Source organism: Paenibacillus sp. MY03 (assembly GCF_002165585.1).
Taxonomy (GTDB): Bacteria; Bacillota; Bacilli; order Paenibacillales; family Paenibacillaceae; genus Pristimantibacillus; species Pristimantibacillus agaridevorans.
Window position 1 is genome coordinate 209,907 of record NZ_MXQD01000010.1, and the last position, 24,218, is coordinate 234,124.

Below are 24,218 nucleotides of genomic sequence, written 5' to 3' on the forward strand. Positions count from 1 at the left end.
TGTCTACCTCCGCTCACACCATTTGTACTGATATCCGAACTTTTGGAACTCGCAGTCGAGTTTACATTTTGACGGATCCGTCCGTCATTCCGCCATAAAAGTGCTTCTGGTTGTAAAGGAAAAACGCCACCGGAATCAAAAAGGCGATCGTGAGCAGCGCGTAGACCGCGCCCCAATCGTTGACATACTCGCTCATAAAAGAGTACACGGCCAACGTAATCGTTTTTTTAGATGCCGAACGTATGAACAAAAGCGGCATAAGGAAATCGTTCCAGATCGAGATCGAAGAAATGACCATGTACGTAACCGTAACGGGCTTAAGCAATGGCAAGATAATCAGGGCAAAAGTCCGTACTCGGCCGCAGCCGTCGATGCTTGCCGATTCGTCCAGACTTCGACTGATTCCTTTGATGAAACCGGTGTACAGCATAATGCCCATCGGGATCGCTCCCGCAATGCTGATAATAATGACCGATGTCCGGGTATCGACCAGTCCGAGCTTATTCATCAGGACATAAAGCGGCACCAGATTGGCGGCGAGCGGAATCATGGAAGCGCTGATAAACACCAAATAAAGCGCCTGAAAGATCCATTCCTTGCGACGCGCCAAGCTGTAGCTCGCCATGGAGGTCAAATAGATCGCCGCCGCAATCGAAATGCCGGTAATGAAAATGGAATTGCCGATGTTAAGCCAGACGTAGGAGTTGTCAAAAACCCGGGCATAGTTGTCGAATTGCAGCGAGGAGGGCAGCGTAAATACCCGATTGATCTCCTGATTGGTCTTGAAGCTGCTTAATATTATATTAAGGACCGGGATCAAAATAATAACTGCCGCCGCGTACAAAATCGTATAGTTAAACATTCGGAGCCATCTTCCGTTTGCCGATGCCATGATTAATACTCCACCTCCAGCCGTCGCGTCACCGTCAACTGAATCAGCGTAATCGTCGCGATAAAGAGGAAAAACACAAGTCCAATGCTGCTAGCATAGCCGAACTGGTTGGAGAGAAAGGCCGTATTGTAGATCGACATCGTCACCGTGTTCGTCGTATTCATCGGACCTCCGCCGGTCAATACAAACGGCAGCTCGAATACGCGAAGGGACCCTGTAATCGAAATGAACATATTAATCGTGACCGCCGGCATAATAAGCGGCAACGTAATCAGACGCAGCTTGCGCCATCCCGTCGCGCCGTCCAGCGCGGCCGCCTCGTTGATTTCGGTCGGGATCGCTTGCAAGCCGGTTATATAAATAATCATGCCATAGCCCGCCCACTGCCAGATGTTGATAACGATCAGCACATGTATCGTAATGACGGGATGCGCCAGCCAGTTGTGCGCCAGCGTCTCCAGTCCGACAAGCTTCAATGTTTGGTTGATGATGCCGTTGTATTGGAAGAAGGCAATCCAGGTCATGCTAATAATCAGCGCGCTGATGACGGCCGGCATATACAGCACGGTGCGGAAAACCTTGGCTCCCTTGATGCGATTGACAAGGATGAGGGCGAGGCCCAGTTGAATGACCGTACCGAGCAATATACTGACTATCGCAAAATAAACGGTATTGTAAAAAGCCCCCAGCACCTTGCTATCGCTAAACACCGATATAAAATTGTCCAATCCGACAAACTGGTAGGATCGGCTAAAGCCGTCCCAATTCGTGAGCGAATAGAACATCGTCATGGACAGCGGGTAATATTTGAAGGCAAGGAACAACGTTAACGCCGGCAATACAAAGAGCAGCGCATAGAGTAAATCCAATCTCCGCCGGTATCTCATCATGTCCGAACTCCTATCTCTCAACCGGGAGGGGGCGGCATCGCTGCCGGCCCCCTTGCGAGCTGTTTTATTCTTTGACTACCATTTGGTCCTTCGTTTTGCCGAATTCCTCGTCCAGCCGCTTCAGCTCCGCTTCCACGGACGAGCCGACCAAAATATTTTGCAGCGAGATGTCCACTTCCTTGCTGAATGCCGGCGTGACCGCCGAGCGGCTGCCAATGACGACGGACACGTCATCCGCCGAGAAGCCGTTCACATAATCCTGCAATACCGGAGCCGTCTGGATATCCAACCCTTTCAGCACGGTGAACAAGGACTGTTCCTCCAAATAAGGCTTCAAATTATCCGGGTTGACGAAGAAGTTGAACAGGGCCTTGGCTTCTTCCGGGTGCTTCGTGTTGGCGGAGACGACCAGCATGCGATCGCCGTTGCTCATCGCATGAATGATCCCGTCCGCCCGAGGCACCGGCGGCATGAACGCGCCTAGCTCGAATGAAGCGCTGTCCGCATTAACAATCGGGTCAAGCGTCGGAACCCAGGTGCCTTGCGGGAGCATGGCGGCTTTGCCGTCGGCGAAATATTGCACGGACTGGTCATAGGTAAGGGTTGAGGAGGCCTCGGAGACATAGCCCTTATTTACCAGATCGGCAATAAATTGCAGCGGATAATCAATGACCTCGGAAGGTTTGACATCCCCTTTGGCCAGCGCATAAAAAATGTCCCCGTCGGTTTTCGGCAGCGCATACGACCTGAATATGGCGGTATAAAGCGTGCCGGACAAGGTCCACGCGTCCTTCGCCCCGAATACGAGCGGTTCAACGCCGTTGTCTTTCAGCGTCTGGTTGACCGCCAGGAACTCTTCCGCATTTGTCGGCACATCCAGGTTGTATTTTTCGAAAATCTTCTTGTTGTAATAGATCGGACTCACCGGCGTGCCCGCATTGACCATAAATCCGAACCGTTTGCCGTTAATTTGGAAGGCTTGATCCACTAGCGGATTGTCGATCATCAACTGCATCCCCGGCTCGTTGCTCAGATCATACAAATGGCCCTCCGTCGCATATTGCGTGTACTGGTTAAACGGCAGCAAGTAGACATCCGGCGCGTCATCCGACAGGATGCGCGTTTGAAGCATCTGGCTGTATTGACCGCCGTCAATGACTTCCTCTTCTACTTTGATGTGGGGATTCGCTTTCATGAAGGCTTCGATAATGGGTTTGTCCTCCCCCTTGGACATCCAGGATGCATACTTCAGCGTAACGTTTGGTTTGGGGCTTTCGCTGGCGCTATTGCTGCTTCCGCCTGGCGAAGCAACCGGACCTTGACCATTGTTTCCTGAGCTGCAGCCGTAGAGCGCGACTGCCGTCGTCATCAGGATCAGCGGCATTAACCATTTCTTCTTCATTGCAACCACCTCTTCTGTCATTTCATCTTCATCATGCCTTCGTTTCGGGGCACACGCTAACTATATCAACGATGCTCGCAGGGCGGCAGGGTTCAAAATTTACGATATAGTCCACTTTTATATGCAGTTGTACGCTTCGCTCTTGCGACAATTGCCACCGCAAATTGAGGGGTGATAGAATAAACTCACCGTTGCGCGCCGAAAAAAAGGGGGATGCGGGCATGTTGCGCTTTATTCGCAAAAGCATCAAGATCAAACTCTTTTCGCTTTATATTATCGGCATTACGATCCCTATCCTCCTCTTTGGCAGTTTGTCGTATACGATGTCCACCCGAACGCTTGAACAGGAGTACAGAAATGCGCAAAGCAATCTGAATCGGCAAATTGTAAAAACGTTGGAAGAAAACATTAAAAACATGACTCGTCAATCCATGGCGGTGTACGCCAACTCGGACGATATTGTCAATCTGCTTGCAGCTAGCGCTTCCGGCCGGCTTGCCGATACGGTCGCCAGCTACGGCCCGGCTTCCAACTTCCTGTATAGTTTGCTCCAAGGCAACGACCGTCTATATGCCGTCAGCCTGCTTTCGATGGAAGGGAAAGTGCTGTACTATTCCAGCAAGCAGGGCAGTTCGATCAACCTGCAGCAGGTCGCCGACGAAGCCTGGTTTCAGGAAACGTTGGCGCGCAAGGGCATGCCGCTGCTGATCGAGCCGCATTACAAGTCCTATATCGACAACAAATCGCCCAACAACAAGGCGGTATTGTCCATCTCGCGCACCATCATCGACTTTACGAACAGCAAGCCGCTTGGCGTTGTCGTATTCGACCAGGAAGTCTCGCAATTTGTGCAAAACGTATCCGACACGGAATGGGAACGCAATCAGCAGTTCAGAATTATCGGCAGCAGCGGAGCGTCGATCTACAGCAATACGGAAGCGACGGAAACATCGGACGACGATTTGCAGCTGCTTCTGCAAGGGGCGGGCGAATCGTTTCGCGTCGAATCGGACGCGGGCAGCTTGCTCGTCCATTCCAATACGCTGGAAAATTACGGTTGGAAAGTCATTACGTCCATCCCGGCCGAGGAGTTATCCCGAAAAAGCTTGTTCCTGCGCGATATTCACTTGTCCTTGCTGCTTTTTCTCATTTTGATTGCCTTTCTCCTGTCGATCTTTTTTACCTATCTGGTCAATAAACCGATGAAACATCTGTTGCTCTCGTTGCGCAAGCTGGGCAAGGGCGATTTCAAGACGCGAGTGGCGATCGGGGGGGAAGACGAATTCAGCCAGATCGGTACGACCTTCAATGGCATGGTGGAAAATATGGAGAGGCTCATTCAGGAAAACTATCAGAAGGACATGCTAAAAAATCAGGCGGAATTCGATGCGCTGCAAAGTCAGATCAATCCGCATTTTCTATTCAACACGTTGTCTTCCATCCTGGCGGTGCTGAACAAACGGGATTATGAGCGTTCGTCCACGATGCTGCGCAGTCTGTCCGATTTGTTTCGATACAGCCTGAATCGGGGAGCCGCGATCGTAGCCTTTCAAGAGGAGCTCGCCCACATTCAGAAATATTTGTATATCCAATCCTGCCGCTTCGGCAGCAAATATAAGGTCGGCTACGATATCGACGAAGAGGTGCTCGCTAACGGCATTGTCCGATTGTCGCTGCAACCGCTGGTCGAGAACGCGATCATACATGGGTTAGAGCCGCTCAAGAGAGGCGGGGAGCTCAAAATTACGGCCAAAGCGTTTGGCGACCATTATTATATTTACATTGTCAACAACGGCGTTGGCATCAGTGATGGCAAGCTGAATGAAATAAACGACAAATTGCAGCAGAGCGCGGATATTCGAGAGCGATCGCAGTCGGACAGCCTGGGCATGCTGAACGTCGATGCCCGCATCAAGCTCTACTACGGCAAAGAGTTCGGACTTCGCCTGTATCGCGGGAATACGGGCGAAACCGGCGTAAAAATCACCCTTCCGGCAAGGAGGCTCGCTACATGAAAGTGTTGGTTATCGACGATGAGCACCTCGTCCGCGAAACAGTCGTCCATTTGTTAGAAACGTTCGGCATCTCGGATATTATCGAGGCCGACGATGGCCATGCGGGACTGCAGCTTGTGCAAGAGCAACGCCCGGATTTGGCCATCGTCGACGTTCGTATGCCGGGCCTCGGCGGCATCGAATTGCTGGAGCGTCTAAAGCGGCTGAACATCCAGCTGCCGTACGTCATGCTCAGCGGCTACGATCTGTTTAGCTATGCCCAGACCGCTCTGAATTTGGGAGCGACGGCATACTTGCTTAAGCCGGTCAATCCGGACGAGCTTTATGCCGTTATTCAAAAGGTTCGTCTGGACAGGCAGTTGCAGGATATCCGGTCGGAAACCGCCATGCGTACGAACATCCAACTGAAACAGAGCATGGAGATTATGCGGCGGCGTTTCATCGGAGAGCTGGCTGCGACGACGCCACTGGCCGAAGGTTATGTGGCGGGACGGTTGAAGGAGCTGGAGATCGGCTTTGCGCATCGGCAGTTCGCGATTGTCCGCATCGAGCTCGACCCGGTTTCAGGGCCGGCGAGCGGACTTCCTTCCAACGATCAGGCGCTGATCCAATACGGGGCGGAGAACATCGCTTGCGAAATTTTGCAGCAGGCGGATGTCGGCGTCTGGCCGGGCGATGCCGAACAAGGTTTCTTTCTGTTGGCGAATATCCCTCTATCCGTGCAATATCCCCGCGATCTGATGTCCCTGTGTACGGAAGTGAAAGAGAGTATCCGGCGTTATTTGCGGCAGCATGCGACAATTGGCATCGGCAGCCTGGCTTGCACCTTGTCCGAGCTTCCTTCCTCCTATGAGGCGGCGGGCAAAGCGCTTTTGCAGCGATTGGTAAAGGGAACGGGCAGCGTTATTGTTTACGAGCGGCCCGTCGCGTCCCCGGATCAGTTTAAAGGAATCGGCTTTCAGGTGGAACAGGACATGCTGTTGGAGTTCGAACGGGGCGATCAGGCAGCCGCAATGGCGATTGTGCGCCGGATGTACGAACCGTTTATTGCGCTCGACTTTATCGACAGAGCCAGCTTGCTGAAACTCAACTTCCAGCTCATTGTACTGCTGTTCAAAATATTGGAACGGTTTGACGCCGAACCTGCGCCCTTGCTGGGAGAAGAATTGTCCTTGTACGAGGAGGTCAATCAATGCACAAGCATCGAGGCTATGCTGGACTGGTTCGCCGGCAAGCTGGCGCTTGCGTTTGACGCCTTGCTGAGCAACCGGGAAACCGGCGCGCGCAAGCTCATCGAAAAAGCGCGCGGGTATATCCACAACCGCTACATGGAGGACTTGTCTCTCGAGACGGTGGCAGCCCATGTCTATGTTACGCCGGCTTATTTCAGCAGCATTTTCAAAAAAGAAACCGGGAAAAACTTTGTGGACTATGTGAGCCATTACCGTATCGACAAGGCCAAGCAGCTGCTCGGCAGCGGCAATTACAAGGTTAACGCGGTAGCGGCGATGACGGGTTTTCATAACATGAAATACTTCTACAAAGTATTTAAAAAGCAGACGGGTTTGACGCCGAACCAGTATAAGGAGCTGTAGCGGCCCAAGTTCGGGCGCAATCGAGATATGTCCACCTGCCTTCTAACGTTTGTCTATTATGCCGAACGGCAATGTTCGGTATGATAGATGGTATTAATGGCGAAAGGTTGTGGATAATGGTGGTTCATCATTTGAAATTGGTTCTTGTCTGCCTGATTTGCGGCTTGGGAATAATCGCGGTACCGAATGCGGGCAACGCGGCGGCACAAGGTGTGGAAGACGCAGACAATCAAGCGGCCTTGTTCAGCTTGCGTCAATTGGTAAGCGATTACAATGGACCGCTCATTCAAGTCAGACGATCCGACGACCATGCGACAATGGATGTTTACAGCGACGCGGAAGGCGAACTTGAGCTTGAAGCGCTTCTGGAATTTGTGGGAAGCGCGAACGGTCATGTTGCCGTCTGGTATGACCAAAGCGGCAATGCAGCCAATGCCGTGCAGGCCGTCCCCGCCCGGCAGCCGCTCATCGTGAGCGAGGGAGTCCCCCAGATGCTGGACGGCAGACCGGCCATTTACTTCGACGAGTTCAATGAGCTGGCGTTAAGCGACATCAATGTTCCTGCTCCGCTCTCCATAAATGTGGTCGGCAGAACGACGTTCGGCAACGGCAGCCGCTATCTTTTCGACCCGAACGGCGCCGAGCTGTATCGCTGGAACGTAGCGCCGGCGGCTAATGAGATGCGGGTCGGGAACGCCGGTCATCTGCTGCAAACGCCGGGTCTCGATTTCCGGGAAAGCTTTGTGAGTACTGCAATTATTAACGGCTCCTCTTCCTCGCTATCCCTGAACGGAACAGTCGTTGCCGGCACGATGGGCAGCAATGGGCTGACTTCTACGGCTACGCTTGGCAGCAATGCGGTTGGCGTCGGGCTTGTCGGCTACTTGCAGGAGGCGCTCATATTCGGCGATGCGTTAAGCTCCGTGGAACGGTCGGCGATCGAAGCGGATCAGACCGGGCGCTATTTGGCGCCTAACAAGGTGAGGAAGCTGAAGGCAACTGTTGCCGGCAATCAAGTCACGCTGAAATGGTCGGCGCCGCTCTCTTCCTACGAGCCGGTCACAGGGTACCGGGTCGAGTACAAACAAGCATCCTCAAGTGCTTGGCTGCTCCATAGCACGACCGCGTCCAGGTCGGCCGTCATTTCGGGGTTGACGGTCGACGCTTGGTATGACTTCCGGATTCGCGCCGTCAACAGCTACGGAGCAGGACTTGAATCCGATGTGTTGTCCCGCAAGCTGGGCAATGCCTGGGGCAAAATCGCGGACGACTCCGCTGCCTCCAATGTGCTGGCGTCCACCTTGTATTTTCCTGGCAAACCGAACGACAATTATATGACCGCCTATACGGCGCTGCCGCTTGAGACCGAAATGAACTTTCAGGAAGAAGACATTCGCGTACAGCTTCGACGCATGAAAGAAATCGGCATCAATGCGGTGCAAATCAGCTTCTTCGGAGCGGATACGTTAAGCGGCTCCAAATTTCTTCCAATGAATGCTTGGCGCAATCGTACGGATGGACAAATCTTCGAGGATTACGATCGGCTTATTGCTTTAATTGAGGAAGAAGGACTTTATTTCTACCCGCTGATTGAGACGTCAAGCACCATGTCTTTTTATCTGGACTTTGGCGTCGCCAATCAGAAGCTAGTGGACAGAATCGGCTATTGGGCCGAGCGTTGGGGCGATTCGCCGAGCTGGCTGAAGCTGTACAACGTGGACGGCGAGGCGAAGCAGGTCGTATCCTTCATCGAATCCGTCAAGATGGAGCCGTATGCGTCATCCTTGTTCGATAACAATTTAACAGACATAGCGGAAGCCGTCGCATCGGATTACGATATGGAGATCGGTTTTGCTCTGGATCCGACAAGACTGCCGAAAGAAACGGAAGGCGGTATACTGCCGGGAGCTTATGGGCCGAAACCTGCAGACTTGGCCGGCAATGCGCATGTGCTGCTCATTCATCCTTGGGAGCTGACAGTCGACGGCAGTACCGAAGAGCAGAGAACGCGCTGGGCGACACGGTTTCTCAAGACGTGGAAGGACGCGGGTTATCCGGTTGCTTCGTTCATGATCGCCGGCTATGATTCGACCAATGTGTTCCCATCCAGCGATGTATATGGAAAAACGGCGCAATGGCGGGCCTTGCAGCAGACGCTGGCCGTAACGGAGCTGGGTTCGGCGGGCGTCACGTTCGGCCCATGGAACGGCTGGACAGAGTGGTTCCACATTACCAAATCCAGGGGAAGCGGAGGCGACGCCAATCTGGCATGGGCCAGGGAAAGCATTCGCATCAATCAACAGCGGGCGAGCGCTAAACCCGGCTATGTGGAAAACCTGGCCATATCTGCCGCAAGCTCGAGCCTTACGCTGACATGGCAGGCTCCGATTTCGAACGGAGGAAGCGCCGTAACCGATTACGCGATCGCGTTCAGAGCGAATGGCAGCGGCACATGGACACTCTGGCCCGAAAGCGTGTCGGCAGTTACCGGCGCCTATATTACCGGGCTTGCAGCCAATACGCAGTACGAGGTTGAAGTTAGGGCGATCAACGGCAACGGGGGTAGCGAGGGAGCGACAAGAATTTCATTACGCACATTGTAGGCGAACGGCGGGCAGCATCCGTCATCGAAATACCTTCAGACTAGCACCCGACAGAGTGATGATTTTACTGCATATGAACTTGTAATGTGTTAGTATACTAGAAAAAATGCTGGGGATATTCCAATGCGAAAAATATTCCTTAATATGTCGCTTTCCAATAAAATCGTGGCCATGGTATTTACCATGGTCATGATTCCCGTTTTTCTGATGAGCTGGTTATTTGTAAAGGAGATGCAGCAATCCATCAGGCAGGAGGTCAGCTCGAATTACGTTCATGTCACAGAGCAATATGTCGCCAACTTGAATTACAAGCTTGATATCTACAAAAACCTGCAAGAAACATTATTAGCCAATCAGACCGTTCAGACCGTTATGCAGAATCAGTACCTCTATGATGCCCAGGATATGGTTTACATCAGCAACCTCGTTTCATCCGAAATCAAAAATGTCATTTTTTCGGACTACCCGGAAATCTACAATATTATGTTTTACGCCGAAAATCCCGAATTTCCTAGAGATGGCAGGCATGTCGCCAGTCTCGAGGTGATGGAGGGCGAATACTGGTTTTCCGCCGTTCCGGCAACCTATATGCTGGAGCCGATTGTTTTTGACTACCGGACGCTTGGGGCGAAGAAAAAAATCGTGTCGTTCGCAAGTCCGATGAAGGACCTGTCCTCAGGCTCGTCCAACAAGACGCTTGCTTGGCTCAAAATCGACGTGGAAGCGGAGCTTTTTTTCGAGGAAAGCCTTGTCAGGAAACAAACCAATGAATTCCAATTCGCGATACGCGACAGCCGAAACCATATTTTATACGGATCGCATGAAGCCTTCACGGCTCGCCTCGAAAACGGCGCCATGTCCGGTCAAGCCATGGTTGAATTTATGGATTCGGGAGAGGTTCTGGTGCGCGAAAGGATCGAAGCTTTAAACGGCGAGGTCCTATTTCTGTTTCCCGACTTTGAAATCGACAAAAAAACCAAGGCCGTGTTCAAAAGGGTGATTTTCTTTGTCATCCTCATCCTCATCTTTACGCTGATGATGAGTTACTTGATGTCGCTTATTCTGATGAAGCGGCTGCGGCGTTTTATCAATAAGATGGCCAGAGTAAAGGAAGGAAAGCTGGAAATAGCCGAATATATCGAGGGCAGAGACGAGATCGCCATTATCGACAGCCAATTCAACACGATGGTTCGAAGGCTGGATGAAGTGATTCAGGAAAATTATATTCAGAGCCTGTCCAAAAAGAAGGCGGAGCTGTCGGCGCTGCAAAATCAGATTAATCCGCATTTTCTGTTCAATACGCTCGAATCCATCAACGCGATGGCCACGGTGATGAACGCGCGAGAAATCAGCGCGGTTACGGAAAGTCTCGGCGACATGCTGCGCTATAGCATCAATATAAGCGACTCTCTGGTCCCGCTTCGCGAAGAGCTTAATAATATCGTCCATTATGTCAAAATTCAAAATGTTCGCTTCGACGATCGTTTTCTGCTTTCCATCCAGGTGGAGGAACAATTCCAGAGCGCCAAGGTTCTGAAGCTGCTTTTGCAGCCGATTATTGAAAACGCGATACTGCATGCCTTTCGCGGAAGCAGAAACGTCGGCCATATGGAAGTAACGGCGGAGCAGCGGGACGAGCAGCTGTGGCTGATTGTGACGGACGACGGCGCGGGCATGTCCAGTGAAGAAGTGCGGCAACTGAACGATACGCTTCTCTCCGGGGAGCGTCACGGTCACAGCATCGGATTGCAAAATGTGCATTCGAGGGTCAATCTGACCTTCGGTCAGTCGTACGGATTACGGATCGAAAGCGATCCGGGTATCGGGACCAAAGTTGCGATCGTTGTACCATATGTGAAATAGGAGCGGAGCAATGATGTACAAGGTGCTTGTCGTGGATGACGAGAAGTGGGTTCGCAAAGGAATCGTGTTTAAATTGCAGCAATTAAATATGCCGTACGAATGGATTCGGGAGGCTGACGATGGCAGGGTCGCACTGGAGATGATAGATGCGGATTGTCCCGATATTATCATTACCGATGTCAAAATGGACGATATGGACGGCATTTCATTGATTCGGGCGGTCAGAGAGACGGGGCTCGACTTGCGCTTTATGATCATTAGCGGCCATGCGGAATTTGAATATGCCAAGCAGGCGCTCAATATGGGCGTTATGGGGTACTTGCTGAAGCCGATCAAGGAAGAACAGTTCCGTGCGGTGTTCTTCAAGCTTTGCGAGGATGTGAGGAGCAGCAGGGAGCGGAAGCAGTCGGAGGCCAAACACGAAATGCAAATAAAGAAGACGAGACAACTGGTCGAGGAGAAAATGTTGAATCACGTCTTGTCGCAAAACAGGGCACGGCATGAGGAGACGTTTCCCAAAGGGCTGCTCGAGGAGTGGGGTTATGCCGACGCGGAGTTGCCGGAGCATCTACGGCAGTTTGACCGTGCCGATATGAAATACACGCTGGTTATCGTCCATATTGATCGTTCCAACTACAATAGCGAACGGTTCCATTACGACGATCTGGGTTTGATCAAATTCGCGATTAAAAACATCGCGGAAAATTTGCTGGCCGACCGGCCTTTTCTAATCGGCAACAATTTGCAAGATTTGAACCAGGTGCATATATTGCTGCAAGCCGGCCCGTCGGACGAGAGCGGTCTAAATACCGATCCGTTTATTTTCCGGTTGTTTACAACCGTAACCAAGCTGCTGAAAATAACGGTAACGATAGGGGTCAGCTCTCCGCTGGACCGGGTTTCGGAAGAGCTGTACAAGCAGGCGCGAGCGGCGTTGGATTTGCGTTTGATCAAAGGCAACCATAACGTGTTTTATGCCAAGGACGCCTTCCTGTCTTCGCGAATGGAAATTCCGGTGGAGCAGCTCAGTCTGCTTGGCAAAGCGATTGAGTTGTCCGATTTCCGCAATGTAGAAGTTATCTTGTCGGAGCTGCTTGCGAACAAAAAGCTAAAGGATGCGTCGTTGCTGGATTTTCGACTCGTTTATATGGAAATTATACGTACGCTGATGCGGATAAGCTCGCAGCAGCAGCTGGATTTGCCAGATTCCCTTGATTTTGATTTTTTGAATATGGATGTGGCAAGACACTTTGATCGGACCGAGGATTTGGTGCAATATTTGTTGACGACGATCGTCACGCTTGTCAAGCCGGGCCATTCGTTGCCAATGGATTGCAGCGCCATTATTCACAACGTCAGGAGCTATATGGTGGCTAATTATGCCGAAAACCTGACAGTGAAGGAACTGTCCCGCAAGTTTGCCATTAATCCCAATTATTTGTCCACCTTGTTCAAAGCGGAGACGGGAGAAACGTTCGTGAAAGAGTTGACGCGTATACGAATGGAGAAGGCACAGCAATTGCTGCGCCTCACCGGAATGCCGGTTTCGCAAATCGCGACAAGCATAGGCTATGACGACGTGCAGTACTTTTACCGCAAATTCAAACAAAGCTTCGGAATTACGCCTCTTGAATACCGCAACAATTGAGTTTCGTCCAATCCGCAACAAAGATTCCTCCATTATGCGCCGGGCCGGCAAACATTAAGATAGATACATCAGAAGACAGAAGGAGCGATGTAAATGTTTAACGGCCTAGAAACGCATCCGAACAACTTATGGAAATTGTCCGACGCGAGGACGCGATCGATTTCGCCGGAGAACCCGACAGGAGAGGTTTCTGGCGGAGCCAAAGCCGAGGCTGATCCCAAGGGACCCGCTCGCGAGCTTGGGCTGGGCTGGAAATGCAGGCCTTGCATATGGGTGAAGCCGGGCGAAACGCTGGTTCTGGCGGATATTCAGGATCAGGGCGCCATTCAGAGCATGTGGTGCGCCGGGACGATCGGGCGGGACTTTGTGCTGCGCATTTATTGGGATGACAACGAGCAGCCTTCCGTGGAATGCCCGCTGTCGGACTTTTTTGCAACACCGTTCGCCTTCATGGACCCGGCGGTCCCGACCAAGGGGCCATTCGCGCAAATCAGCTCGATGATGGTTGCGGTCAATCCGAATCGGGGCATGAATTGTTTCTGGGAAATGCCTTTCCGCAAGCGTTGCTACATGACGCTGGAAAATATTCATCCTTCCCGGGATCAGGTTATCTATTACCAGATCAACTATGCGCTGACCGATGTGCCGGACGATGCCGCGTATTTCCACGCCCAGTTCAGACGGCAAAATCCACTGCCCTACGGAGAGGTGTACACGATCGTGGACGGCATTGAAGGACAGGGGCATTACGTCGGTACCGTTATGGGCTGGGGCATCAACAACAACGGATGGTGGGGCGAAGGGGAAATCAAGTTTTATATGGACGGAGACGATGCGTTTCCCACGATTTGCGGAACGGGAACGGAAGATTATTTCGGAGGCGCATTCAATTGGGATGTCGACGGTCAATACCGGACGTATACGACGCCTTATATGGGCATGCATCAAGTGCTTGCTCCGGACGGGCTCTATCAATCGCAGCACCGGCACGCCATGTATCGCTGGCATGTTGTAGACCCGATCCGCTTCCGGAACGATCTGAAGGTGACCATACAGGCGCTCGGCTGGCGGGATGAAGGCCGCTTCTATCCGGGAACGCATGATATCAGCTCGGTCGCCTTCTGGTACCAGGCCCAGCCGGCCAAGCAATTCCCGCCTTACCCGACGCGCAACGAGGTTGAGATTGTATGAGATTGAAGTCATTGTGGAAATACAAATATTTGTATCTGTTTTTATTTCCCGCAATCATTTATTACTTTATTTTTGCCTATATTCCGATGTACGGCATTACGCTCGGGTTCAAGGAATTCCAATTCAACAAGTCGATTTGGGAGATGCCTTGGGCGGGCATGCAATACTTTGACCAATTCATCAACTATTACAAATTTTGGGATCTGATTCGCAACACTCTGTTTATCAGTTTCCTGAAGCTGCTGTTCGGTTTTCCCGCTGCGCTCGGGCTGGCGCTGCTTCTGAATGAAATTCGAAGCCGTTGGTTCAAGCGGATGATCCAGACGGTATCGTATTTGCCTTTCTTCGTGTCCTGGGTCGTGGTCATGACGCTTTTTTCGAAAATATTGTCGCCGAACGCCGGCCCTATCAATGAGCTGAAAACAAAATGGTTTGGCGGAGATCCCATTTTCTTTATCGGAGATCCGTCATGGTTTCACTCGATTGTGGTATTGTCGGACGTATGGAAACACGTAGGGTGGAACACGATCATATTTCTGGCTGCCATATCGGCAATCAATCCCGAGCTTTATGAGGCTGCCAGCATGGATGGCGCCAGACGGTTCCAGCGTATGTGGTATATCACGTTGCCAAGTATTCGGCCGATTATCGGCATCATGCTGATCTTGTCCATGGGAGGGCTCATGAGCGCGGGCTACGAGCAAATCTATCTGATGCGGCAGCCAAGCAATCTGGCGGTATCCGAAATTCTGGATACTTACATTATCCATATGGGCTTGCGGCAGGGCTATTATAGCCTGGCTACGGTTGCCGGCATGTTTCAGGGAGTCGTTTCCCTCGTCATCATATTTGCAGCCAACTCGATTTCCAGGCGCGCGTCGGGAGTTTCCCTATGGTAAGCGCCCAAGGAAAGGAGGAGGATCGTTAATTGGTCTACAAAGAAACGCTCGGCGAAAAGTGGTTTACAATAAGCAACTACCTGTTTCTTATTTTGTTCGGATGCAGTACCGTCTATTTGTTTTTTTACATTCTCGTTCTTTCTTTCAACGACGGCATAGACGCGCTCAAGGGCGGCATCTATTTCTGGCCGAGAGAATTCACGCTGGCCAACTACCAGACCGCATTCGGCAATCCGAATATTATGAGCGCCTTCCGGCTTTCGGTGCTTCGCGCAGGCGTGGGAACGTTTCTGTCGGTTTTGCTGACGTCCATGGCGGCGTACGCGCTGCTTAGAAAAGATTTGCCCGGCAGAAAATATATTATTTTTTATTGTTTCTTTACGACGTTGTTCAGCGGCGGCATTATACCGCTCTACATGCTGTACAAGGAAATCGGACTTATCAACTCGATCTGGATTTACATCATTCCGGGTATGTACAGCTTTTTCAATATCATCATTATTCGAACGTACTTCGAGAACATTCCGCACAGCTTGTCGGAATCGGCTCGAATGGACGGCGCAGGCGATTTGCGCATTTTCTTCCAGATCTACTTGCCGCTCTCCAAGCCTGTACTGGCTACGATCGCCTTGTTCGTGGCGGTCGCGCATTGGAACGACTGGGTGACGGGGGCGTTCTTCGTGAACAATCCCGACTTGATCCCTGCGGCAACGCTGCTGCAGAAGGTGCTTGCCGAAACTTCGTTCGAGGCCAATGCGATGCAGCAAAGCATGAATTCGGATTTGATGGCCAAAGCGGTCTCGAATACGACGCCCGAAGCGCTCCGAATGGCTTTTGTCATCATTGTGACGATTCCGGTTCTATGTGTCTACCCGTTTCTGCAGAAGTACTTTGTGCAGGGCGTTATGATCGGTTCAATCAAAGAATAAGGGAGACATACATCCCTTCAGGAGGTAACGGTCCATGAAAAGTTGGTTGAAAAAAGGCTTCTCGCTTGGTCTTGCGATGTTGATTTGCTCGGTTGCCATATTGGGCTGCACGAACGCAAACAACGGCAAAAGCAATGACCCCTCGACGTCTGCTTCCCCCGCGGGTTCGCAAAACAACGCAAGCGGAGAGGGGAAACCGGAGGAAGTGACGCTGAAGCTGCTGGTGGCCTGGCAAGGGTTGTCCTTCCTCGCGCCGTCCGATCTTGCGAACAATCCGGTGGCTCAGATTATTAAAGAAAAAACGGGCGTTACACTCGATGTCGAGTGGATTACGATTCCCGAAATCGAACGGCTCAACTTGCTGTTCGCCACGAACAACATGCCGGACATGGTCATGGCTCCTTATTGGGGCGGCCAGGATGTCCATACGGTCGCGATCAAAAAAGCGGCGCGCGAAGGTCTTATTATGCCGTTGAACGACCTGATCGAGAAGTACGGTTCCAATATGAAGGACGCCTTCAATGTTGGAGTCGCTTCCGACTTCAGGGAAAACGATCTGGAGGACGTTTCGTTCAACGGAGAGCGTTATTTGCTGCCGATGCATACGCCGCTAAGCCCCGAAGATACGACGCAATGGGCGTACAATGTATTCGTCAGAAAAGATATTCTCGAGGCGCTCGACGTGAAGCCGTCCGATATTCGCCATTCCGAGGATCTGTATCCGTTGCTTAAGCAAATTAAGGACGGCAATTTTACCGATACGGCAGGAAGGCCCGTTATTCCGTCCGGAGCATGGCAGAACGGCTGGAATTACGGTTCGATGCTGAACTCCTTTACGGAGAACAACTTTACGGCATTTACCAAGATTGATGAGCAATATCGTCTTGGCATTTTCTCGGAATTGACCGACAAACGAGTGTTATTCATGCGGAAACTTGTGACAGAGGGACTGTTCGATCCCGAGGCGTTCCGCCAGAACGACACGGTCGCGAAGGAAAAGATGGCGACGGGCCGCGTAGCGATGGTGAGCGCTCATTATCCGCATATGAATACCGTGCTGAGTCAGTCGCTGTACGTGGATCATCCGGAGATGGAATATGTGCCGGTAGGGCCGATTGCGGATGCCAACGGCGAGAATACGATGGTCGAATCCAAAGTCCTGAAGGGACAATCCGGCGTGCCCGGGATGTTCATTGGCGCAGATTCGAAAAATGCGGAAGCGGCCATGCGTTATCTGAACTTTATTAACAGCGAAGAAGGCAAACTTCTGGTGTATCTTGGCGTCGAAGGAGAGCACTGGACGAAGGATGCCGCAGGTCAGCCGAAGCATACGGAGAAATTTTTGGAGAGCGCGAAGAGCGATCCGAGTTATGCCGTCAACCAAGGAATTGGCAGCGTTTATACGCTCGGCGTATACGGTTTGCCGAACCGGATGTTCCAGGCGGCCGGCGATGCGGCTCAAGTTGACGAACTGTACGAGACATCGAAAGAAGTTTACGGGTTGACGGTTGTGGACGGCTACCGCTTGAGTTATTTCAATAACGAGTATCCGGAATTCGACAAAATTCAAACCCTGCTGGACAGCAATACGCAACGCGATGTCATCGAAAGCGCCTATTTCGCTGCAAGTGATGAGAAAGCACTTCAAATCTTGAATGATTACCGCAATCAATTGATCAAGGGCGGCGTTCAGGAGTACGAAACATTCATGAACGAGAAAGCGAAAACCAGAGACGATATCATTCACTAAGTTCAGGACGAGCCCCTAATCGTAGACGTCGGATATGCACTGCGGGTGCGTAGCTGGCAAATGCGATTAGGGGTTTCTTTATTTTTATAAGAGGAGGAAGATAGAATGGGCAACAAGTATGCAATCGGCGTCGACTACGGCACGCAGTCGGGCAGGGCGGTACTGGTGGATTTGGCGGACGGGGCGGAGATCGCGGAGCATGTGACGCCATATCGACATCATGTCATCGACGAGGCACTGCCGGCGAGCGGCATCAAGCTGGAGCATGACTGGGCGCTGCAGCATCCGCTGGATTATATCGAGGTGCTGGAGACATCGGTTCCGGCGGTTATGGAGGAATCGGAGGTTGATCCCGCCGATGTGATCGGGCTTGGCATCGACTTCACGGCATGCACCATGCTGCCGATCGATGCGGCGGGGCAGCCGCTGTGCCTGCAGGAGGCGCACAAGGACAATCCGCATAGCTGGGTGAAGCTGTGGAAGCATCATGCGGCGCAGGACGAGGCCAATCGGATCAATGAGGTCGCTGCGGCGCGGAGCGAGAAGTGGCTGGCGCGTTACGGAGGCAAAATTTCATCCGAATGGATGCTCGCCAAGGCCTGGCAGATTCTGAACGAAGCGCCGGGAATCTATGAAACGGCGGATCAATTCGTGGAAGCGGCGGATTGGGTCGTTGGCCAAATGACGGGCAATATTGTCCGCAATAGCTGTACAGCGGGCTACAAGGGAATCTGGCACAAGGCGGAAGGTTATCCGAGCCGCGAATTTCTCGCAGCGCTTGATCCGCGCCTGGCGGAGCTGACGGAGACGAAGCTGCGCGGCAAGGTGGAGCCGCTCGGCACGAAAGCCGGCGAGCTGACGCCGGCTTTCGCGGCGCGTATGGGGCTTGCGGCGGGAACGGCGATTGCGGTCGGCAATGTAGACGCGCATGCCGGCGTGCCGGGCGTCGGCGTCGTAACTCCGGGCAAGCTTGTCATGGCAATGGGCACCTCGCTTTGCCATATGCTGCTCGGAACGGAGGAGAAGGAAGTCGAAGGGATGTGCGGCGTGGTGGAGGACGGCATTATTCCCGGTTACTACGGCTATGAGGCCGGTCAATCGGCGGTTGGCGATATTTTCGAATGGTATGTGGAGGAGGCGGCTCCGGCTTATGTGTTTAAGGAAGCGGAAGCGGCTGGCGAACATGTGCATGCGTACCTGACCCGCAAGGCGGAGGAGCTTGCGCCGGGGCAATCCGGCTTGCTGGCGCTCGATTGGTGGAACGGCAATCGCTCCGTACTCGTCGATACCGACCTGACGGGCGTGCTGCTCGGGATGACGCTTCAGACGAAGCCGTGGGAAATTTATCGCGCGTTGCTGGAAGCGACGGCGTTCGGCACGCGCAAAATTGTGGAGGCGTTCCATGCGAGCGGAGTCGAGGTGAACGAGCTGTACGCCTGCGGAGGGCTGCCGCAGAAGAACCGTCTGCTGATGCAGATATACGCCGATGTGACGAACCGCGAGATCAAGATCGCGGCATCAAAGCAGACGCCGGCCTTGGGAGCGGCAATGTTCGGCGCGGTGGCTGCAGGCGCGGAGAAGGGCGGCTACGACAGCATTGTCGACGCGGCGGCTTCGATGGCGCGCGTGCGCGAGGAAACGTTCAAGCCGAACCCGGAGAGCGTTGCGCTGTACGACAAGCTGTACGAGGAATACCACCGCCTTCATGACTACTTCGGACGCGGCGACAATGATGTTATGAAACGGTTGAAAGCGGTAAGAGAACCGGTCGGAGGAAACCGTACGTATGTACAATAAATGTGAAATCCGAATCCATAACTGGCAGCGATAGACATCGGAGGGCGTATCGCCGTCCGCAGGCAGGTCCTCAGAGCTTCGGTATTTCTCTGAGGTTCCCGCAAATCCTCCAATCCCTTGCCTCCCGAACATGCAGGAAACGGCCCCCATATGCTATACTCTACGTATGACTACCGAACATTCCGAACCCAACCAACATCCACATATAGGCACGAAGTTGTGCGCGCAATGCGGCGAGATGAAGCCGCTTAACGAGTTTTTGCGCCGCACGGGGCGACGCGCGGGCGGACAAGGCCGGCGCGGCACCTGCCGGGATTGCCGCCGCGGGCGGCAGTCTGTCGAATCGCTCCCTGCCAAAGGAGCGGTCCGGCATCCGCAGCATGCGCCGAAAGCGGAAGCGGCCCAGCCTTCTGCCGGCCAAGGCTCTCAAGCGGCTTCCCCGAGCGACCCCGCGACGCGCAAGCAGCGAGGACGCGGGCATAAGAGGCGGCCCGCCGCCCAGCCCAGATTGCTGGCGGAGCCGCCGAAGCGCGGCACGCATGATCCCGCGGACGCCTCCTACCTGCGAACGACCGCCAGCGGCTTCATCCGCATGCGCGGCAAGACGGATAACGGCCGCCGCTGGTATCAGGAGGTCGAATTGGAGCTGGCGCAAATTCTGGTGAGGGAAGGCGCGGCCGTCGTCGTTAATCGTTCGACGATCAGGCGTCTCTACAGCAATAAGGAATTCCGCAAGCTGATCCTGACACGAGACAATTATACGTGCCGCTTCTGCGGCCAATTCGGCGATACGATCGATCACGAGCTGCCGCGCGCGAAGGGCGGTCACACGACGCCGTCGAACTGCATCTGCGCGTGTTACGAATGCAATCAGCGCAAGGCGAACAGGGACGTTGACGAATTCAGAAGCTCGCTGGAGGATGAATTCGTATAAGGGCGTCATGCTGCAGTTGAGCGCGTCAATCGGCAAGCGGGCGTCATGGGAGTTGCGTGGCGCCCTGTTTGCCAATGGCTTGAAGCGACGAAACGGAGGATGGCTATGGAGAATTGGCTGGGACGCTCGCTAAAGCACAAGCTGTCGTTATTGATTATTATTTCGGTGCTGGTCCCGGTACTGTCTCTCGGGTTGTTCTCCTACAATATAGCCGCGGGGCTGACGGAGGAGAAGGCGCAGAGCTCGGGGATGAACACGCTCCGCCAGATCGGCGCCTATCTGGAGAACATGGTCACCGACGTCGAGAACCAGTCCTTATTCATCATCGGCCATCCTGACGTACAGAACTACTTAAGGACACCGGAGCAGGATCTCTTTAAGCAGACCTCCATCATCGGTTTGTTGACTACGTTGTCCATTTCGAAGCCGTATATCGCGAACGTCATTATCGAACCTGACGCGGACAAACCGCCCGTATCGTTTAAGTCGGTGGTGGGCTCCGAATTCAAGGATATTAAGGAAAGTATTCCGAACTATTACGCGACGCATCCCAAGTGGTGGTCGGCGGTTCATCTTCAGGTAACCTCCGATAGCAGCAATGAGGTTATTACGATGTCTCGTCCCATTCGCAGCACGCAAAGATATTTCGACCTCGGCATGCTCAAGATCAGCCTGCTGCAATCCGTTATTTCCACTCATCTCAAGCGGGCCGGTCTGGAGGGCGGCGGCATCGTGCTGCTGCTCGACAGCAACAATCGTATTCTGGCAGGTCCGGACGGGTATTCCACGGAGCTTGGATTGGAAGACTATTATCCCGGGATCAGCCCGTTCCATGATCTGTCGGGCTCTTTCTACTATGGCGAGAATGCCGACCGCAAGTCAGTGTTGCATCATTCTATGGAAGCCGTGGAGTGGAAGCTTGTCGGAATTACGCCGGTGCAGTCGTACAAGGCCGAGAATCGGTACTTCCTGACGCTTACCGCCATAGCCGTCAGCGTCGCGATGGTCTTCGTCATTGCTTTCGTCTTATTCCTTATTCAAAAGGTGACGAACCCGCTGTCGCAGCTCACGCGGTTTTTAAAGCATGCCAGCCCGGACGAGCCGCTGCCGACGCTGCCGGTCGAGACGATCGACGAGGTCGGACAGCTCATTATTACGTACAATCGGATGAGTTCGAAAATCGTAAATCTGACCGATGAGGTAAAGCGGAACGAAGCGCTCAAGAAGGAAGCGGACATGTCCGCGCTGCAGGCGCAGATCAACCCGCATTTCCTGTATAATACCTTATCGTCCGTGCATTGGATGGCCCTGATGAAAGGCGAATCCAAGATCGCCGACATGGTAGGCTCGCTTAGCGACTTCTTGCGCTTTAGTCTAAACAAAGGGCAGGAATATTGCGCGATCAGCCAGGAAATTCTGCACATCGATCATTATGTGAATATTCAGAGCATCCGCTATCCCGACAAGTTCGAATACGAAGCCGACATTCCGTCGCAACTGCTGGACCGCCGAATGCTCAAGCTGCTGCTTCAGCCGTTGATCGAGAACGCGATGCTGCACGGTATTCTCACGAGAGAGGGCAAGGGCCGCATTGGGGTCAAGGCGTGGGAGGACGGCGATATCATTACGTTTTCCGTCACGGATAACGGTGTTGGCATGAGCCCCGGGAAGCTCGAGGAACTGAGGGAGAGAATCGATCATCGGGCCGCCCTGCATTCTCCGGATGGGTCGATGGAGAACGCCCCTGCCTCGACGGGCAGCAGCTACGGCCTTCGCAACGTCCATAACCGGCTGCTGCTGCATTATGGGCCCGAGTCAGGCTTGATTTTGGAGAGCCAAGAAGGCGTGGGCACGAAGGTGACGTTCTCGATCAAGCCATCGCATGTTGCGCGAGAGCAGGAGCGAGAGAGGCAACAGGAGGCCGGTGAATCGGCAGCATCGTTAACAGGGGATTCCGAGGGAAAGGGGGAACGTAAGTGAAGCTGCTTATCGTGGACGACGAGGTTATCATACGGACGGGACTAAGCACCGTGATCCAATGGGAGGAGAACGGTATTACATTGCTGACGCCTGCCGCATCCGCCGAGGAAGCGCTGATGCGCATTCCGCTGGAGAAGCCGGATATCGTGCTGACCGATATACGAATGACGGGCATGACGGGACTGGAGATGTCTCATGCCATTAAGCGCGATTATCCGTGGATCGAGATTGTCGTCCTGTCCGGCCACGACGATTTTTCCTATGCCCAGCAAGCGATCCGGAACGGGATCGGTGATTATTTGCTGAAGACAAGCCGTCCGGGAGATATTATGTCCGCGGTTATGAAAGCCCGGGGCAAGATCGTCAGCAGCAGGGCTGCCGTGCAGGAAGGGCAAGCCCATCAGACGGCGTTTCGCTGGAAGCTGCTGGACGGGCTGCTCCGGGGAGGGCATATGCCGGAGGAAGCGGAGATCGATGAAGTATTGTCCCATTATCCGGAGCTGCGGCTGGGATCGGATTGGGAGACGCTGGAGCTCTGGATGATAAGCCCGGGCGAATCGCTGCATATGAAAGAACAGCTTAAGCAACCGCTGCGCTTGATCGGAGACAAGCTTAAGGACTCGCTAAACTGTGCCATTTTGGACTGGAACAACGGCTGGCTGATCTTCTTCCGATCAGGGCAGCCGGCAGCGGGGAGAACGGTGCGCGCGGCGATTGACGCTGTTGGGCGGACAGCCGAAGCGCCCGTCTTTACGGTCATCGGCAAACGTGCCGCGGGTCTCGTGGAGCTGCGCGAGTCGCTCAGAACCGCAGAGCAGACAGTGGCGTATCGCTGGCTGGCCGGCGGAAGCGGCGTGCTGGACTACGAGGAAATCAAGGATCGGAAAGGGATGCGCGCCGTCTGTTCCCAGGAGGAAGAAGCGGCGCTTATCGCGGTGCTGCGCGGCGGCAGCGAGGAAGCTTTGCGGATCTGGATTCGGGAGATGCTTGCGGCCATTTTGCGAGACCCCGAAGCCACTCCGGGCACGATGACCTCGTATTTGCATTCGTTGCTCGTCGCAGGCGTGCGCTGGCTGGAGCGCGCGGCGGAATCCGTCGGCCGGCCGACGCCGACTATCGCCGGCATGGAAGACACGAATGAGAAAAGGCTTGCGGAATGCCCCGAAAAGTCGATGATTCGGGTGCTGACAGAGGTTCTCGCGGAATACAAGCGGCTAAACGGCGGGCGAAGCGATGCGATCGAGCGGACGCTGTCGTACATCCGGGAGCATCTGGACCAGAGCTTGACGCTTGCCCAGGTCGCGGCGAACATTCATATGAATCCCAATTATTTCAGCAAGCTCTTTAAGCAGGAGACCGGCAAAACGTATATCGAATACTTGACGGAAGCCCGTATGGAATGGGCCGCAAAGCTGCTCCGGGAGACGCCCGCGAAGGTTAGCGAAATCGCAAAGCGGGTAGGCTATGAGGATATGAAGCACTTTAATCACCTGTTCAAAAGGCATACCGGCGTAACGCCTTCGCAGTTTCGTCAAGGGTGAACGAAACGAGCGATCGGTTGCGGGTCGTTAAATAGGATAGGGAGCAGCTGAGCTGATTGACGCGAAATATAAAAAATGTCTTGTACCCATGCATCTAATCGATCAGGCGAAACGATTTTCGTCTGGATGTTAGATGTTTTTTTGCGTAATAATACTTCAGTATAAGAAAAAATAAGATGATTGCGTTTACTTGTGTGTAAGGTTTTAGCTCATCCATAATAAGGATCTTTCATGCGAGGGAATAGGTCGAAAGGGGACAAAGGATAAGGTGGACTCAGAGCGTTAGATA

General features: G+C 53.2%; 17 protein-coding genes. 14 read left to right on the forward strand and 3 right to left on the reverse strand.

Annotated features, from left to right (window positions below):
• Positions 1-61: 61 nt before the first annotated feature.
• The 3 genes from B1748_RS12460 to B1748_RS12470 form a co-directional block, all read right to left on the reverse strand.
• The gene (locus B1748_RS12460) at positions 62-892 is read right to left on the reverse strand and encodes a carbohydrate ABC transporter permease (RefSeq protein ID WP_087568233.1); all 831 of its coding nucleotides are present in this window, start codon (positions 890-892) and stop codon (positions 62-64) included.
• Positions 893-894: 2 nt separating this feature from the next.
• Positions 895-1,782: a carbohydrate ABC transporter permease gene (locus B1748_RS12465; protein ID WP_087568234.1), complete on the reverse strand. Its 888-nt coding sequence runs from the start codon at positions 1,780-1,782 to the stop codon at positions 895-897.
• 64 nt (positions 1,783-1,846) lie between these two features.
• Positions 1,847-3,184 carry an ABC transporter substrate-binding protein gene (locus tag B1748_RS12470; RefSeq protein WP_179215556.1) on the reverse strand — a complete coding sequence of 446 codons (1,338 nt, stop codon included), beginning with the start codon at positions 3,182-3,184 and terminating at the stop codon, positions 1,847-1,849.
• Positions 3,185-3,405: 221 nt separating this feature from the next.
• Here B1748_RS12470 and B1748_RS12475 point away from each other — a divergent pair, with 221 nt between their 5' ends.
• From B1748_RS12475 to B1748_RS12535, 14 genes are all read left to right on the forward strand, one after another.
• Entirely contained in the window at positions 3,406-5,199 is a 1,794-nt protein-coding gene (locus tag B1748_RS12475; RefSeq protein ID WP_087568236.1) for a cache domain-containing sensor histidine kinase, read from the forward strand.
• Positions 5,196-6,794, forward strand: coding sequence for a response regulator (locus B1748_RS12480; RefSeq protein ID WP_087568237.1), 1,599 nt, complete (start codon positions 5,196-5,198; stop codon positions 6,792-6,794). The genes B1748_RS12475 and B1748_RS12480 overlap by 4 nt, the downstream gene beginning before the upstream one ends.
• Positions 6,795-6,925: 131 nt before the next feature.
• Positions 6,926-9,397, forward strand: a complete 2,472-nt coding sequence (locus B1748_RS12485) for a fibronectin type III domain-containing protein (protein WP_179215557.1) — start codon at positions 6,926-6,928, stop codon at positions 9,395-9,397.
• 123 nt (positions 9,398-9,520) lie between these two features.
• Positions 9,521-11,260 carry a sensor histidine kinase gene (locus B1748_RS12490; RefSeq protein WP_087568239.1) on the forward strand — a complete coding sequence of 580 codons (1,740 nt, stop codon included), beginning with the start codon at positions 9,521-9,523 and terminating at the stop codon, positions 11,258-11,260.
• Between the two features lie 10 nt (positions 11,261-11,270).
• A complete protein-coding gene (locus tag B1748_RS12495) occupies positions 11,271-12,908 on the forward strand; it encodes a response regulator transcription factor (protein WP_087568240.1) in 1,638 nt (545 codons plus the stop codon).
• A gap of 93 nt (positions 12,909-13,001) precedes the next feature.
• Complete coding sequence (locus B1748_RS12500; RefSeq protein WP_087568241.1) at positions 13,002-14,099, forward strand: glycoside hydrolase family 172 protein; 1,098 nt, start codon at positions 13,002-13,004, stop codon at positions 14,097-14,099.
• Positions 14,096-14,998: an ABC transporter permease gene (locus B1748_RS12505; protein ID WP_087568242.1), complete on the forward strand. Its 903-nt coding sequence runs from the start codon at positions 14,096-14,098 to the stop codon at positions 14,996-14,998. Before B1748_RS12500 ends, B1748_RS12505 begins: the two co-directional genes overlap by 4 nt.
• 29 nt (positions 14,999-15,027) lie before the next feature.
• The gene (locus B1748_RS12510) at positions 15,028-15,927 is read left to right on the forward strand and encodes a carbohydrate ABC transporter permease (protein ID WP_087568243.1); all 900 of its coding nucleotides are present in this window, start codon (positions 15,028-15,030) and stop codon (positions 15,925-15,927) included.
• 34 nt (positions 15,928-15,961) lie between these two features.
• Entirely contained in the window at positions 15,962-17,677 is a 1,716-nt protein-coding gene (locus B1748_RS12515; protein ID WP_087568244.1) for an extracellular solute-binding protein, read from the forward strand.
• 105 nt (positions 17,678-17,782) lie between these two features.
• Positions 17,783-19,474 carry a ribulokinase gene (locus B1748_RS12520; RefSeq protein ID WP_087568245.1) on the forward strand — a complete coding sequence of 564 codons (1,692 nt, stop codon included), beginning with the start codon at positions 17,783-17,785 and terminating at the stop codon, positions 19,472-19,474.
• Positions 19,475-19,640: 166 nt separating this feature from the next.
• On the forward strand, positions 19,641-20,408 hold the full coding sequence (locus B1748_RS12525; protein ID WP_256975638.1) for an HNH endonuclease: 768 nt from the start codon (positions 19,641-19,643) through the stop codon (positions 20,406-20,408).
• Complete coding sequence (locus B1748_RS36825) at positions 20,395-20,541, forward strand: hypothetical protein (RefSeq protein ID WP_179215558.1); 147 nt, start codon at positions 20,395-20,397, stop codon at positions 20,539-20,541. Before B1748_RS12525 ends, B1748_RS36825 begins: the two co-directional genes overlap by 14 nt.
• Positions 20,514-22,388: a sensor histidine kinase gene (locus tag B1748_RS12530; RefSeq protein ID WP_087568247.1), complete on the forward strand. Its 1,875-nt coding sequence runs from the start codon at positions 20,514-20,516 to the stop codon at positions 22,386-22,388. The genes B1748_RS36825 and B1748_RS12530 overlap by 28 nt, the downstream gene beginning before the upstream one ends.
• Entirely contained in the window at positions 22,385-23,929 is a 1,545-nt protein-coding gene (locus B1748_RS12535) for a response regulator transcription factor (RefSeq protein ID WP_087568248.1), read from the forward strand. Before B1748_RS12530 ends, B1748_RS12535 begins: the two co-directional genes overlap by 4 nt.
• Positions 23,930-24,218 lie beyond the last annotated feature (289 nt).